At 65.6% G+C, this 14,680-nt stretch carries 16 protein-coding genes; 8 read left to right on the top strand and 8 right to left on the bottom strand.

Translation table 11 applies throughout. The features are described from left to right. Positions 1–139: 139 nt before the first annotated feature. From VGR99_RS20040 to VGR99_RS20030, 3 genes are all read right to left on the bottom strand, one after another. On the bottom strand, positions 140–961 hold the full coding sequence (locus tag VGR99_RS20040) for a DUF2182 domain-containing protein (RefSeq protein WP_326900699.1): 822 nt from the start codon (positions 959–961) through the stop codon (positions 140–142). Positions 962–1,011: 50 nt separating this feature from the next. Further along, on the bottom strand, positions 1,012–1,641 hold the full coding sequence (locus tag VGR99_RS20035) for a DUF1326 domain-containing protein (RefSeq protein WP_326900698.1): 630 nt from the start codon (positions 1,639–1,641) through the stop codon (positions 1,012–1,014). Positions 1,642–1,904: 263 nt separating this feature from the next. After that, positions 1,905–2,843 (bottom strand): GlxA family transcriptional regulator, encoded by a 939-nt coding sequence (locus tag VGR99_RS20030; protein ID WP_326900697.1) that lies wholly within the window; start codon positions 2,841–2,843, stop codon positions 1,905–1,907. A 91-nt stretch (positions 2,844–2,934) separates the two neighbouring features. On the opposite strand from VGR99_RS20030, the gene VGR99_RS20025 reads away from it, so the two are divergent. Together VGR99_RS20025 and VGR99_RS20020 are read left to right on the top strand one after the other, a co-directional pair. Continuing rightward, positions 2,935–3,621, top strand: a complete 687-nt coding sequence (locus VGR99_RS20025; protein ID WP_326900696.1) for a DJ-1/PfpI family protein — start codon at positions 2,935–2,937, stop codon at positions 3,619–3,621. 105 nt (positions 3,622–3,726) lie between these two features. Then, positions 3,727–4,941, top strand: coding sequence for an ABC transporter substrate-binding protein (locus tag VGR99_RS20020; protein ID WP_326900695.1), 1,215 nt, complete (start codon positions 3,727–3,729; stop codon positions 4,939–4,941). A 57-nt stretch (positions 4,942–4,998) separates the two neighbouring features. Here VGR99_RS20020 and VGR99_RS20015 read toward each other — a convergent pair whose 3' ends face one another. Then, on the bottom strand, positions 4,999–5,256 hold the full coding sequence (locus VGR99_RS20015) for a hypothetical protein (RefSeq protein ID WP_326900694.1): 258 nt from the start codon (positions 5,254–5,256) through the stop codon (positions 4,999–5,001). A 289-nt stretch (positions 5,257–5,545) separates the two neighbouring features. Here VGR99_RS20015 and VGR99_RS20010 point away from each other — a divergent pair, with 289 nt between their 5' ends. Next, positions 5,546–5,920 (top strand): hypothetical protein, encoded by a 375-nt coding sequence (locus VGR99_RS20010; RefSeq protein WP_326900693.1) that lies wholly within the window; start codon positions 5,546–5,548, stop codon positions 5,918–5,920. Between the two features lie 4 nt (positions 5,921–5,924). On the opposite strand, the gene VGR99_RS20005 is transcribed toward VGR99_RS20010, so the two are convergent. Continuing rightward, entirely contained in the window at positions 5,925–7,184 is a 1,260-nt protein-coding gene (locus VGR99_RS20005; protein ID WP_326900692.1) for a polysaccharide deacetylase family protein, read from the bottom strand. Positions 7,185–7,345: 161 nt separating this feature from the next. Continuing rightward, entirely contained in the window at positions 7,346–8,152 is an 807-nt protein-coding gene (locus VGR99_RS20000; RefSeq protein WP_414645141.1) for a polysaccharide deacetylase family protein, read from the bottom strand. 83 nt (positions 8,153–8,235) lie between these two features. Between VGR99_RS20000 and mgtE the strand changes: the two genes are divergently transcribed. From mgtE to VGR99_RS19980, 4 genes are all read left to right on the top strand, one after another. Next, positions 8,236–9,657 (top strand): magnesium transporter, encoded by a 1,422-nt coding sequence (gene mgtE / locus VGR99_RS19995; protein ID WP_326900691.1) that lies wholly within the window; start codon positions 8,236–8,238, stop codon positions 9,655–9,657. Between the two features lie 210 nt (positions 9,658–9,867). Next, complete coding sequence (locus tag VGR99_RS19990; protein WP_326900690.1) at positions 9,868–10,185, top strand: helix-turn-helix domain-containing protein; 318 nt, start codon at positions 9,868–9,870, stop codon at positions 10,183–10,185. 120 nt (positions 10,186–10,305) lie between these two features. Then, positions 10,306–11,124 carry an aldo/keto reductase gene (locus VGR99_RS19985; protein WP_326900689.1) on the top strand — a complete coding sequence of 273 codons (819 nt, stop codon included), beginning with the start codon at positions 10,306–10,308 and terminating at the stop codon, positions 11,122–11,124. Between the two features lie 142 nt (positions 11,125–11,266). Then, complete coding sequence (locus tag VGR99_RS19980; RefSeq protein ID WP_326900688.1) at positions 11,267–12,262, top strand: hypothetical protein; 996 nt, start codon at positions 11,267–11,269, stop codon at positions 12,260–12,262. 92 nt (positions 12,263–12,354) lie between these two features. On the opposite strand, the gene VGR99_RS19975 is transcribed toward VGR99_RS19980, so the two are convergent. Then, positions 12,355–13,203: a hypothetical protein gene (locus tag VGR99_RS19975; protein WP_326900687.1), complete on the bottom strand. Its 849-nt coding sequence runs from the start codon at positions 13,201–13,203 to the stop codon at positions 12,355–12,357. Positions 13,204–13,516: 313 nt separating this feature from the next. Then, positions 13,517–13,957 carry a hypothetical protein gene (locus VGR99_RS19970; protein WP_326900686.1) on the bottom strand — a complete coding sequence of 147 codons (441 nt, stop codon included), beginning with the start codon at positions 13,955–13,957 and terminating at the stop codon, positions 13,517–13,519. 246 nt (positions 13,958–14,203) lie between these two features. Here VGR99_RS19970 and VGR99_RS19965 point away from each other — a divergent pair, with 246 nt between their 5' ends. Next, entirely contained in the window at positions 14,204–14,398 is a 195-nt protein-coding gene (locus tag VGR99_RS19965) for a hypothetical protein (RefSeq protein ID WP_326900685.1), read from the top strand. The last annotated feature ends 282 nt before the right edge of the window (positions 14,399–14,680 follow it).

Raw genomic sequence — 14,680 nt, 5'->3', positions numbered from 1 at the left:
TCAAGTCGCTTGGCGGCTCAGCCGAAGCGGATCGAGGTCGGGGAAGGACCGGCGAAATCCATCAAGCCGCTGTTTGGTCACGAGAGGGGGGAGGCGTAGCCCAGCGCTGTATCGAACTGCACGCCAGGCAGGTTGCCGATCACTGCGGCAAGACCACCAGCAGCCAGGCGCCCGCGGCCACACATGCGATGCCGGCAGCGCGCGCGATCCATCGTCCGACCGGCGTAAGTTTCTCCAAAAGGACAAGCAGTGACAAAAGTGCAATCCAAAGCACGTTCATCACCCCGCCTACGAATAAGAGCGCCATCAAAACCCAGCAGCAGCCGACACAATAGCCTCCGTGTCGAAGCCCCAGCAGCAGGCAGCCGCGCGGGTGGCTCTGAAAGCCGCCGTGGCGCATCAGGAACAGAAACGGCGACTGGCATTGGGCGAGACAGACGTCCTTCAGCGGCGTCCATTGATAGACGCCCGCCGCGATCAGCACGATTGCGCCGAGAAGGCTGCTGGCGATCGCCATCCGGGAATCCAGCAAGGCGGCCCGCTCGATCACCCATTGGAGAAAGGTGGCGGCCAGCGAAAAGCCGCTCCACGCGATGAGATAACCGGCCGCAAACCAGCCGGTCGCGGCGAACGGCTTGCCCTGCGCTTTGCCCTGCCGGCCCACGCGGGCATACATGAGGATCATGGGCGCTGCCGAGGGGGCCATCATTCCGATCATCATCACCGCCCACATCAGCAACACGTACGCGAACTCGATCGCTCGCCACGGCTCGTTGGCCGGCAGCATGATGCCGATCCCGGCCGGGATCATGCGGAACCCGGTCATGTCCATGCCGCCCATGTCCATGTCGTTGGCGAGCCAGAGCACATAGCTCCATGCCAGCGCGACAATGACGCCGATCGCGCCGCCGACGACCCAGCGGTCGCGCCGCAGCACGGTTTCCAGGGCGCTGTCGGTCATTTGCGATTGACGTTGCCGGCCTCGTCGCAGGGCCGGCATCTGGAGTTGCATCAAGCCTGGTTCGACCAGCGGATCGGCGCATAGAGGCCGTTCTTGCCGGAATTATCCCAGTGCATGCCGTGATCGCTGAACGTATTGCCGGGGGCGCCGACCGCCATGACCATGGCGTCCGGGCTCACCGGATGGCCGATGTTCGCCCACATTTCACCGCTCGGATGCATGGTCGGCAACGGATCAACGGACATGTGCAGAATATCAGGGATTTCCGCGGACCGCGTCTTGCCGTCGATCCGGAATGTGATCGGGACCTTGCGAACCCCCAGGTTCTTGCTGATCAGCGGTGTGAACGCAGCCATCGGACCACCGGCGGCGCCGGTGAAGATCGCAGCTAGAGCCTCGGTCTGCTGATCGTCGGCGCGCTGATCGATATAGGCGGCGACCGACCAATCTCCGTCTGCCATGACCCCAGGTGCGTGGAGGATAACAAGCACATTGAGTCCATCGAGCGCGATGTCACCATAGCGTCCGCTTTCGACGTGGAAGATCAGCGGTACGTTGCAGAAGCCCTCGGTCGGTCGTGCGGTCAGCGGGGGAGCCGCCGACACGAGGCAGGGACACACGATGCTGCAACTGCAATTTTCGAAATAGTCACCGGAAAGGTGCCATGGGACATCTGCCATCGCTCGCTCCCGCTAGGCCGAACCCGATAGATTGCTTTCGAATGAGCTACGTGTAGTTGAAAGCTACGCCGCGCGGCGAAGTCCCGCAATGGGCTCGGCCGATTTACTGGAAAAGATCCCCGATCAGCCGGAAATGCACCTAAACTCTTTGCCCATCTCCGCAAGCCATTGAAATTTCGACAAATGCGACTGCCCTCCGGGCGCGCCACCTTTGATCGCCTGCTGTGGTGAGAGCCGAGCCGCAGTCGAGCCCCCGGTTTCCCTCACGCGCTCCGGGCCGAGCGTCGCAGCGACTGCGGCGGGTGGCCGAAGGCGCGGATGAAGGCGCGGCGCATCCGCTCGGGATCGCGAAAGCCGGTGGATTGCGCGACGCGCTCGATCGCCTCGCCGGAGGACTGCACCCGCTCGCGCGCCACCTCGACCCGCAAGCGCTCGACGGCCTTGGTCGGCGTCGATCCGGTTTCGGCGATGAAGGAGCGCACGAAATGCCGCGCGCTCAATCCGGCGCGCTCGGCAAGCGCGTCGACGGTGAGCTGCGCATCCAGATTTTCACGCACCCAGGACAGCAGGCTGGCGAAGCGGCCGTTCGGCGTCTTGAGTTCGAGCAGGGTGGAGAACTGCGACTGCCCGCCGCCGCGGCGCTGATAGAGCACGAGCTGCCGCGCGGCGGCTTGCGAGATCTCCTCGCCGTGATCCTCGGCGATCATGGCAAGCGCGAGATCAATTCCGGCGGTGATGCCCGCCGACGTCCACACGTGACCGTCGCGGGTGAAGATCTGGTCCGGCTCGAGCCGGATGTTCGGGTAACGTCCGGTGAAGTCGCGCGTGCAGGACCAGTGCGTGGTTGCACAGCGGCCCTCCAGCAGTCCCGCCTCGGCGAGCAGATAGGCGCCGGAGCAGACGCTCGCCATGCGCACGCCGCGCCGCGCCAGTCTCTGGATGAAGGCCATCGTCGTCTTGCAGCGCGCCGCAGCCGCGACGCCTTCGCCGCCTGCGACGAACAGCGTCGTGACCCCGCTTGCCGATCGCAGGCTGCGCGCCAGCATCTCGGTGCCCGACGAGCTGCGCACCGCGCCGGCCTTGGCCGCGACCGTGATCACGCGCGGTGCATGCGGCACATGACGTCTCGCGATCTCGAATACCGAGATCGGGCCCGCTGCGTCCAGCAACTGGAATTCGGGAAAGATCAGGAAGCCGATCATGACGCGTCCAAAAATGAGGGAATTACGCCGTTTCCGATCTCAAGGCCAACATGGCAGGCTGCCATCGTCAAGCGCGATGTCGAGGTTGGTTATGTCGGGTCCGTTGCAGATCGGTCTTCTGGTTTTTCCCCGTGTCACCCAGCTCGACCTGACCGGTCCGGCGCAGGTCTTCTCCAGTCTGCCCGACGTGAACGTGCATCTGATCTGGAAGCGCATCGAGCCGGTGCCGAGCGATTCAGTCATCCTGCTGACGCCGACCGTCACCTTTGCCGATTGTCCGCAGCTCGACGTGATCTGCGTGCCCGGCGGCTATGGCACCGACGAGCTGATGGTCGACGAGGAGGTTCTCGCATTTCTCCGTGAGCAGGAGAGGGGCGCCAAATACGTCACGTCGGTCTGCACGGGCTCGCTGGTGCTGGGCGCTGCCGGCCTGCTGCAGGGATATCGCGCGGCGACCCACTGGACCGCCATAGATGCCTTGCCGTTCTTCGGCGCCACGGTGTCGCGGGAGCGGGTGTGCATCGATCGCAACCGCATCACGGGCGGCGGCATCACGGCCGGGATCGATTTCGCGCTCACGCTGGTCTCGATGCTGCGTGGCCGCGCCGCCGCCGAGATGATCCAGCTCCGCATGGAATACAATCCCGCGCCACCGTTCGAGGCCGGCTCGCCGGATACGGCGCCGGCCGCGATCGTCGCGGCGATGAAGGAGCGCGTTGCGCCGTCGCAGGCGCGGCGGCTGGAGTTCGTCAGGAAGGCCGTGGGTCAACGGGGATAGCGCGGGGTCGTCATCGCCGACATGCGTCGCGATGCCAGAACGGAGGGGGCAATGGCGCCTTGTCATGTTGGAGAGTTGCGGTCGTGGCAGCGGCGGCTTGGCCGGTTGAGCTTTGGCCTTGTGCTGGCGCTGGGGCCGGTCGCGCTCATTGAGCCAGGCGCGGCCGCCGACTTCTCCGGCGGGGTGATTAGGATCGGCATCGTCAATGATCAGGCCGGACCATTGTCCGACCTTGCTGGACCCGGCTCGGTCGTCGCCGCAAAGCTCGCCGTCGAGGATTTCCAGAAGGCATCGCCGGGGGTGAAGGTCGACATCGTCGTTGCCGACCATCAGAACAAGCCGGATATCGGCGCCCAGATCGTGCGCAAATGGTTCGACGTCGACGGCGTCGACATGGTGGCCGATGTCGGCAACTCCGCGGTGGCGCTCGCGATCCAGTCGATTGCGCGCGACAAGAACAGGATCGTCATCTATTCGGCGGTCGGGACCACCGATATCGGCGGCAAGCAATGTTCGCGCACCGGCCTGATGTGGCTGCACGACAATTACAATCTGGTCGCGGGGTCGGTGCGCAGGCTGGTGTCGCAAGGCTACGATAGCTGGTTCTTTATCGCGGCCGATTATGCGTTCGGACGCAACATGGTGGAGGTGTCGCAGCGCGTGCTGGCTGCGACCGGCGCCAAGTCGCTCGGCGCGGTGTTTCACCCGCTCGGCAACGCCGACTACAGCTCGTTCCTGCTGCAGGCCCAGGCCTCGAAGGCCAAGGTGGTTGCCTTCGCCAATGCCGGCGAGCAGCTCGTGACCTCAATGAAGCAGTGGAACGAGTTCGGAATGAATGCCGGGCCGCAGAAGCCGGTCGCCGAGCTGATGTTCCTGACCGACGTGCACGCCATGGGCGTCGAAACCGCAAAGGGGCTGACCACGGTCACGGCCTGGTACTGGAATCTGAACGAGGAGACGCGCGCCTTCGCCGAGCGGTTTTTCAAGCTGCACAAGGCGATGCCGACCGCGCCGCAGGCCGCCGTCTACTCCGCCGTGCTGCAATATCTGAGGGCGGCGGCCGCGGCCGGAACGGACGAGACGAGCGCCGTGCTGGAGAAGATGCGCGCGATGCCGGTCGACGATTTCTATGCGCGGGGAGCGCAGCTGCGTGCCGACAACAAGCTCGTGCACGATTTCTACCTGGTCGAGGTCAAGCAGCCCGCCGACGTCAAAATCCCCTGGGACTACTACAAGGTCGTTGAGACGATCCCCGCCGAGGACGCCTTTCTTCCCCTGAGCCAGAGCGAGTGTCCGCTGCTCAAGCTGTCGGGAAACTAGCGGTGACCGGAGGCCGATGAGGGAACCTGGGTCGGGCTGGCAGGCGGCTGCTTCCCCTCAGCCATATTCATCGCCGATGCCGTATTCCTTGTAGATCTCGAGCGGGTCCGACTCCGGAAACAGGCGGCATTTGGCCTGGGCGAGGTGCAGGCTCACCGCCGACGGCTCCTTGCCGTTCGCCAGCATCTTGCGGATGTCGTCCATATGCGCGCTCGGCTGGTGTTTTGGTTCGAGCTGCTCCAGCGCGACCAGCGCGGTCGCGAGCGCCTCGGTCAGAACCCATTCGTCGTGGCCCGTGATTCCCTTCTTCGGCATCGGCAGACCCCACATGTGGCGGCTGTGCCAGTGTACCGCAGCTTGCCCGGAATCTCCATCGAGCTGGCTGGCAACCTCGCGTTTACGTGGAACACATCGGCCTCTGTACTCTCGCTTGCATTATGACGACGCGCGGCTACAAGGCAGCCGGGACGGGCGTTTCTCTGCTGAAATAAAGTTGGCGTAGACGGCGCTGGGGCGGCATTCGCGCCGGCCGTTCGGTCTGCAACCCCTGATACCGCCGAGTTCGCGAAGCCCAACGGTCGCACCGCTCAAGGCTGGAGCCAGCATGGTTGTTCTTAGCTTCGTCTACCGCTTCTTCACCAATTTCGCGTTCCTGGCGGTGGTCTATTTCAGCCTGAACTTCATGGAGAAGTATCCGAACCGGGCGATCCTGGCGATCCTGGTGCTGGTCTATGCCGGCATGCGCGCGGCCTCGACGCTGCGGGCGTTCTACTTCTTCCAGAAGATCGAGAAGCTGGAAGCCGAGACGAAGCGCCTGCAGGCCCCGATCAACGACGGCTCGGGCGGAACCAACGCGCGCAAGCAGATCGTGGCCGACGTGGCGCGGCTGCGCCGCGACGGCGAGATGAAGTCCTATATGGACCTGTTCTTCCTGGCGCTGATCGTGCTGCTCTGCGTCGCCGCCATCATGCGGCAGTGACGGCTTAGGCGCGCTTCTTCACGCTGGTCGCAACGCGGGTCGACGTACCCTTCGCCTGGCCCTTGGCTTGCGCGGTATGCTTAGGCGCGCCGTGGGCAGCGTGTGCGGTCCGGGCGCCGTTGGCCTTGCTGCCGGCCTTGCCTTTGGCCCCACGGGGCGTCTCGGCCGCCATCGCCAGCCGCGTCGCAGCGCGCCGCGACAGGGTCGTGGACAGCAGTACCTCGACCGAGCCTTCCGGGACGGCAAAGAGATCGCGGTCGGGCACGGGCAGGGTGGATGCGACATCCGTCTGCGCCTTGGTCCGACGCGGCAGCAGCGGCTGATGGGTGGCTTGCGCATTGAGATCGGCCAGCGCGGGCGCCGGCATCGTCTGGGTCTGCGCGAACACGAAGTTCGGGACGGATGGCCAGCGCGCGATCGGCGTCGTCTCGGTCGGCGGATGCAGCAGCCACTCGACCGGTGTGGTCGGCGTCGCCGGACGGTCCGCGGTCGCGGGCACCACATGCACAATGCGATAGCCGCGCGCCTTGAGGTCGCGGATGATCTTGGGCAGCGCCGCAACCGTCCGCGCCTGGATGTCGTGCAGCAGCAGGATGCCCTTGCCCTTGGCCTCCAGCCGCTGCATCGCGAGCTGGTAGACGCGGTCGGACGACACATGGCGCCAGTCGTCGGCGGGGAAGTCGGCGCTCCAGACCTGGATGCCGCGCGAGATCAGATAGTTCTCGACGCCCTCGGCGCGCATCAGGCCGGGAATGCGGAAGAACGGCGCGAGCTTGGTCGGATCGGTCATCGCGGCCGAGGTCCACTGGATGCCGCCGTTGATCTCGGGCTCGTATTTCTCGATCGGCATGCGGTCGAACGTCAGCGGATGGTTCATGCTGTGGGTGCCGACGGTGTGGCCCGCAGCGACCAGCTTGCGCACGCCTTCGGGGTTCGCCTTGGCCTGCTGACCGATGATGAAGAAGGTCGCCTTGATGCACTCGTCGTCGAGCATCTTGAGGACCTGGTTGGAATATTTCGGCAACGGACCGTCGTCGAAGGTCAGGACGACCTCGTGGTCCTTCAGCGGCAGCGTCTCGCGGTACTGCATGGTGCCGATGCGCGGATGCTCGTGCGGATCGACGACGAGGGTACGGGAGGTGCCGAGCGCGTCCGGATGGCCGGGACAGTCGCCCGCGAAGGCCGCCGGCGTACCAACGCTCAGCAGCCCGAGACACAGGACGATCCACGATCGCGTCCGAAAAACAACGCTACTTCCGATCATGAACTCCGTCTGCCCTCATACGCGATTGCCGCCATAGTAGGTCGGAGACGCACCGAAACGGTTCAGGCGCAATACCCCTTCCATCTTTGCATGGCGTATCATGAACAGAGTGTTAATAGGGCCAAAATCACCCCATTTTGCACCGCCGTGACATTCCGGCATCAGCGCGAATCAGCGCTCTTTTGTGTCGTCCCCGCCGGAACCACGTGGACCACGCGATACCCGTTCTCCCTCAGATACCGCAGGAAGGCTGGCATGATCGCGGCCGTGCGCGCCTTGGGGTCGTGGAAGAGGATGATGCCCTTGCCGGCCGCGGCGAGGCGCTCGGTGACGAGCTTCAGTTCCTGCTCCGGCGTCATCTCGTTCCAGTCGCTGGCCCAGAGATCCGCCCCGAACACGACGATACCGCGCGATTGCAGCAGGTCGAGCTGTCCTTGCGTCGCCTCGAAGTAGGGGAAGCGGAAGAACGGCGTCGAGGGCGTCGTTGTCGAGACCCCGTGCAGCGCCATCTCGTCGGCGGCGATGCCGCGGTCGATCTCGCTCTTCGCCTTCTCGAACGGGATCCGCGCCATGAACGGATGCGAGAAGGTGTGGTGGCCGATGGTGTGGCCCTCCCGCGCGATGCGCTTGACCATCTCGGGGTGCTCGGCGGCATGCTGGCCGATCAGGAAGAAGGTCGCGCGCACGCATTCCTGCGCCAGCGCCGCCAGCACCTTCGACGTCGTCGGCGGATTCGGGCCGTCGTCGAAGGTCAGCACGACCTCGTGATCGGCGAGCGCCAGCGTCTGCGGAAAGCTCTTCAATCCCACGCGCGGCGTGGTCTTGGCATCGACGCTCAGGATGCGCGAGGTGCCGAGCGCGTCCTTGCGCGGGCACTCGGCGGCCTCCGCAGAGGCGATGCCGGTGAGGGCCGCGAGCACTGCGCCCAGCGACATCGAGGTCCATTTCAGCCGAAGCATCTTTGTCATTGCGCTCGGAGTTGCCTTGTGGGTATTGCCTGAACCATCAGCCCGGACCACACGTTCCAACCTGTCAAACGGCGAGGCGCACCATGGATGAACATATGGACGGTGCTCCATCCGCTACGGATTCGGTACTCGACCACGTGCCGATGCGCAATGAAGACGGCGATATCAGGCACGAATTCGTCGAGGAAATCGCCCATGCGATCGAGGCCGGCGACAGCGCCGCGCTGCGCGCCTGTGTCGCGGAGCTGCACGAGGCCGACCTCGGCGACCTTATCGGTGCGCTCCAACCCGACGACCGCGTCCGCCTGGTCGAGCTGACGGGGCGCGACTTCGACTTCTCGGCGCTGAACGAGGTCGACGAGAGCGTCCGCGAGGAGATCCTCGACGAGCTGCCGCCGGAGACCGTGGCCGAGGGCGTCCGTGAGCTCGAATCCGACGACGCGGTCGAGCTCCTGGAGACCCTCGACGAGGCGGAGCAGGAGGAGATCCTCGAGAAGCTGCCGCTGCAGGAGCGCGTCGCGCTCGAGCGCAGCCTGCTGTATCCGGAAAACTCCGCCGGCCGCCGCATGCAGACCGAGTTCATCGCGGTGCCCCAGGATTTCACCGTGGGCCAGGCGATCGACTATATGCGCGAGACGCCGGATCTGCCGGACCGCTTCTACGAGATCTACGTCGTCGACAAGGACCAGCACTGGCAGGGTGCCGTGCCGCTCGACGTGCTGCTGCGCGCGCGCCGCCCGGTGCCGCTCACCGAGCTCACAGACGAGGACCGCCGCCGCGTCTCCGTCCTGGAGGACCAGGAGGAGGTGGCGCGCATGTTCGGCAAGTACAATCTGGTCGCGGCCCCCGTGCTCGACACCCAGGACCGCCTCGTCGGCGTCATCACGGTCGACGACGTCGTCGACGTCATCGAGGAGGAGGCCGACGAGGACCTCAAGGCGCTCGGCGGCGTCACCAGCGACGAAGAGCTGTCGGACACCTTTCTCACCATCGCCCGCGGCCGCTTCAACTGGCTGCTGATCAATCTCGCCACCGCATTCCTGGCGTCCTCCGTGCTCGGCCTGTTCGAGGGCCAGCTCGAGAAGATGGTGGCGCTCGCCGTGCTGGCGCCGATCGTGGCGAGCCAGGGCGGCAACGCCGCGACCCAGACCATGACGGTCGCGGTGCGGGCGCTCGCCACCCGCGAGCTCGGCTCCTCCAACGCCTGGCGCGTGGTCGTTCGCGAAACGCTGGTCGGCCTCATCAACGGCGTCGCCTTTGCCGTGATCACGGGGATCGCCGCAGTCGCCTGGTTCAAGATCCCGGGCCTCGGTATCGTCATCGGGCTCGCGATGATCTGCAACCTCATCGCCGGCGCGCTCGGCGGCATCCTGATCCCGATGGCGCTCGAGCGGGTCAGGGCCGATCCGGCGGTGGCGTCGGGCACCTTCGTCACCACGGTGACGGACGTGGTCGGCTTCTTCTCGTTCCTCGGCATCGCGACGTTGTGGTTCGGGTTGAGGTAGCGGCCTCGCCCTCGTGTCCCGGGCGCGCTGCAGCGCGTAGCGCTGCTGCGCAGAACCGGGACCCAGAAAGCGGCACGGTCGGCTGCGGCAACATCGGCCCCGGCTCTGCAGCGCACCGCGAAGACGCGCTGCGCCGCGTCCGGGGCACGGGACCCTCATCTTTAATCCGAACTTAAGCGACCTGTCGCATCATCGCCCTCGCTTGGGGGAATGGACATGCGGTTGCGGCTGAAGGCGGACGGACGGATCGTCGAGTTGCGGGACGGACAGGAAATTCCGGTCCAGCCGGCGGCCAATGCAGCACCAGACGATTCAGCACATGGCGATACCAGCTCGCTCGCGGTGCGCGATCTGCGTCGCCGCGCCTGCCTGACCCAGATGCAGTTCGCCGCCAAGCTCGGCGTTCCCGTCGAGACCATCCGCAACTGGGAGCAGGGCAAGCGCGCCCCGCGGGGACCCGCCCGCGCGCTGCTCGCCGTCATCGCGCATGCGCCGGACACCGTATTCCAGGCGCTCGCCAAAGCCTGACACGAACCTCCTGTTAGCATTGCGCTGAAGATCCGGCCGGGCGTCCGTTGCACTTGGTTGCGCTTGGGCGGACCGGGTCCATAATGACGTTTGGGGCTGCCGCAACAGAGAGGATTCCTCATGCTGTTCGTCGAGGCCAGTGGCGCGAAAATCCCGGCGATCGGGCTCGGGACCTGGGAGTTGAGCGGGCGCACCTGCGCGCGCGTGGTCGAGCAGGCGCTCCGGCTCGGCTATCGCCACATCGATACGGCGCAGGTCTACGAAAACGAACGCGAGGTCGGCGACGGCCTGCGCGCCTCCGGTGTGCGCCGCGACGACATCTTCCTCACCACCAAGGTCTGGACCAACCATTTCGCCCCGAACGACCTCGAGCGCTCGGTCAAAGAGAGCCTGGCGCGCATGCGGCTTCCCTCCGTCGATCTGTTGCTGCTGCACTGGCCCAATCCCCACGTGCCGCTGGCGGAGACGCTGGGCGCGCTGTCGCATGCGAAGCGCATGGGCCTTGCCCGTCACATCGGCGTCTCCAACTTCACGGTGGCGCTGATCGAGCAGGCGGTCGCGCTGTCGGCGGAGCCGCTCGCCTGCAACCAGGTCGAATACCATCCCTATCTCGACCAGACCAAGGTGAGGGCGGCCTGCGACCGGCACGGCCTCGCGCTGGTCGCCTACAGTCCCATCGCCAAGGGCCGCATCAAGTCCGACCAGACGCTCGCAGCCATCGGCCGCGTCCATCGCAAGTCGCCGGCGCAGATCTGCCTGCGCTGGCTCGTGCAACAGAATGTTGCTGCGATCCCGCGCACCTCGCGCGTCGAACGCCTGTCGGAAAACATCGATATCTTCGATTTCGAGCTCTCGGATGACGAGATGGCGCAGGTTGCCGCGCTGGCCAGTCCGAAGGGCCGCCTGACCGATTTCGGCTTCGCGCCGAAATGGGATTGAGGGGCTGTTCCGGCAAGCATGATCCGGAAAAGTGCGAAGCGGTTTTCCGATAAGATCATGCCCAAAGAGGCCTGAAACGCGATGACGGTTGATCCCAACCGCGTCGCGTTTTAGGAGCAGGGCGGCAACCCAAGATCGGGCGATGGAACTGCGGACAATCATACGGGCGGACATTGCAGCGTCGGCGATCGCGCATCTGACGCTGGTGGCGCTGATCATCGTGATCAGCGAAGTCCATCCGTTCCGCAGCCAGGCGCCGGAAACCGTGGCGGTCGACATCGTCACGCCGGAGCAGGTGAAGGAGCAGGAGACCAAGGCGGAGGAGGCCGCAAAGGAGAAGTTGCCGGAGCCGATGCCGACCCCTGAGCTGAGGCTGCCGAAGCTGGATTTCTCCGACAAGGACAAGGCGGAGGCCGCGCAGAAGCCGGCCGCACCGCCATCCTCGCAGCAGAAATCCTCGCCCGAACCGCAACAGCCAGCGCAGCAGAAACAGCCGCAGCCGCAACCTTCACAAGCGCCGAAGCAGCGCGAGGCCGCCGCACAGTCGCAGCCGCCGCACCCGCAGGCTCCGCAGCAACAGCCTCCGCAGCCCCAGCCGCAGCCATCGCAATTTCCGCCGCAACAGCCACAGCCGCAGTCGCAGGCCCAGCCCGCGCCGCAGCCGCCACCAGCGACGCCGGAGCCGCAGGCTGCGCCTCCCGCCTATCTGCCCCCCGAGCCCGACGTCACCGTCAAATATGGCGTCATGCTGGGACTGCCGCCTGAATTGCCCCCCGAGCCGAAAGACGCGCCCAAGGACGACGGCGGCGACGCCAAGGACACGGTGTCAGCCAAGCTGCCGGCCGAGGTTATCGCCGCGCTTCGCCGCCATTTGAGAAGCTGCTCAAAACTGCCGGCCGGGGTCGATCCGGCCGACACCGTCCGCATCAAGCTGCGCACGGTGTTCGCCACCGACGGGACGCTGGCGCGCCCGCCGATCCTGATCGAAGCCCCGCCGTCGGCGAAGGGCGTGGCCATCATGAAATCCGCGATGAGCGCGCTGCAGGCCTGCCAGCCCTACAAGATGCTGCCGCCCAACCTGTACGAGGAATGGAAGGTGCTGGACCTGGCATTCAGCCCGCGGGATTTCGGGTCGTAGTTCGTAGCCCGGATGGAGCGAAGCGCAATCCGGGGCGGCTCGAGCTTGTGGCAAGAACCCCGGATTGCGCTGCGCTCCATCCGGGCTACAAGCTATGCTTCGCCCGCGAGCCAGGTGAAAGCGGCCAAAATTCCCGGCAGATTCAAATCGTGGCGAAGCTTGCCCGACGCCGGCAGGAGACGGTGATCCACGGTGACGCCGACGCCGCGCAGTGCCTCGACATAAGCGGTCTGCACCGAGGCCGAGACGCGCTGGTCGTGCGGGTCGGTCAGCACGATGATCTCTCGCGGGGGATGGCGCGCCACATCAGTGACATGGTCGATCGGATCGAGGAAGTCGCTGTGGCCGGTGATGTCGGCGGTCCAGCCGTTCTCGCGATTGCGCTGCGCCACCGCCGTGTTGCCCGAGGTGATCACCGCGCAACCGATGTCGTCGCGCCGCGCGATCAGCGCAGCCACGAGATGGCCGCCGCCGGACTGCCCGACGAGATTGAGGCGGCGCCAGCCGAAATGCGCCTTGAGCCGGGTCAGCGCCGCATCGACCAGCGCGACCTCCCGCGGCCGCCGCCGGTCGAGATGGTGCCCCGTCGAACCCAGGATGCCGGGACGCGCCAGATGGACATAGGGGCGATGGAAAGTGGCGCTGAACTGTTCGGTCAGCGCCTGCACGTCGTAAGCCGTCGTGGCGACGTACCACTCGTTGGCCACGACCGTGTCGTCGCGCTTCTCCACGGCATCTCCGCGCAGGAAGATGACGGGATCGGCCGGCGCACCTTCGGGCGCGGCACCATAAAAGGCGAGAACGTCGGGCTTGCCGTCCACCTCGACCCGAACGCGCCCCGGACCGTCGCCATCGGATGCGGTGCACTCGACGCCGCGAACGACGTCAGCGCCGGAGAAGGGCGTCGTCGGCAATTCTGCAAGGACTGGAAAGCTGATCATGCCTCCAGTTGCGCCCGATCTCTCCTTCAATGTCAAGTAACGCCCGCGAAATCCGGAGCGCCGCACGCAGCGGCGCGTCATGCGAGCGTCATCGCCTTAGGAGCGTCCGGTCCGTGGCTTCAGCCATGCCATGATCACGCCATACGGCGTTCGCCGGCTGCGCGGCAGGCTGTGTCGTTCGGTTGCGCTTCGTGCAAAGGCGTGCGCCTGCTCTGCAGACCGTCTCCGCTCCGGCGCAAGCGACATCCACTCGCGAATGACGGCACGTCGTATCTTCGATGTCAGCATGATCGGCTCCTCGAGGCGTTATGACTCACGCGGCCTGCTGGACGGGGAGGGCCTGCGAGCGTCGCGCCAGCAGTACGCTGCCGCAGGGATGCTCGGTGCCATGCAGAACCACGAAGCCGCGCTTCGTCACCGCGGCACGCAGGGCTTCCTTCGCCGCCGCCTTTTGAGCATCGAGCCAGATCACCAGCACGGCGCGGGGGCTGAGGAAGTCGTCGAGCCAATGCATCGTTGCCTCGAGCGCGTGAAGCGTGCGCCGTCGCCAATCCACGAGCGCAACGTCATACTGACCGGCGGGGAGGCCGCAATTGCCGGCGGACGCCGCCAGCAGATATCCGCGACGGTGCAGCTCCACCATCAATTCCATGCTCTTTGTCCCGACCACGACGATGTGCTGCCGCGTCGAGCAGTTTGCGATGGCCATCATCGGATCGATGATCCTGTCGCTGACCCCTGAGTTCGACATCATTCCACCAGTTCGCTACGCCGCGCGAGTTTGCGCTGGCGGAGCGGATATGGTGCCGGATGCCGTAGGATTTCGAGATTGGCGCGGTCGCGATGGCATAGGATCGGCATAGGGCCGGCTTCGACGGTGCGCTCCCGGCAACTTATGGCGCGCCTAGAAACAGGTGATGCGATCCCCATCGAATTCAAATGCCGTCGGCGCCATTGTTCAGGTCCGCGCTTGCTATCGCGCCTTGCCTGGAGACTCCAGATGTCCGCCTATCGTGCATTGATCGTGGGAGTACATGATCGTCCGATCAGAATGATTCACATGGATTGCGCCGACGACGAGGCCGCGATCGTCTCGGCGGAGAGGCTCGTCGACGGCCACGACGTGGAGCTCTGGCAGATGGACCGGCCAGTGGCCAGGTTCGATTGCCGGTCAGGGACGATGCGCAGGAAGTAGGCCGGGATATCGCGCGCAGCGAAACCCGTCAGACGGTTTCCATCCGGGCTACGGGGCCCCAATCCGCCCGACGGGCAAAACACCTGCCTGGCCTGTCAATCCATCCGCGCAAAAACATTCCACTTTACCGAAATTCGGATTTGTCGTATCCATCGCCCATCCCGGCTCATCCTTGAGGGGCGATCATGTTGTCGTCACGATGCGCGAGCCGGGCTTGCGGTGGACGCGGCAGCGTCGGGCGCGAGAGGTTAAGGGCAGGGCGGATGCTCTCCGTGGGCCCAA

The organism is Bradyrhizobium sp. (assembly GCF_035935975.1).
Lineage (GTDB): Bacteria > Pseudomonadota > Alphaproteobacteria > Rhizobiales > Xanthobacteraceae > Bradyrhizobium.
The sequence above is the reverse complement of the archived record's forward strand: the minus strand, read 5'-3'. Positions and strand labels throughout refer to the sequence as shown.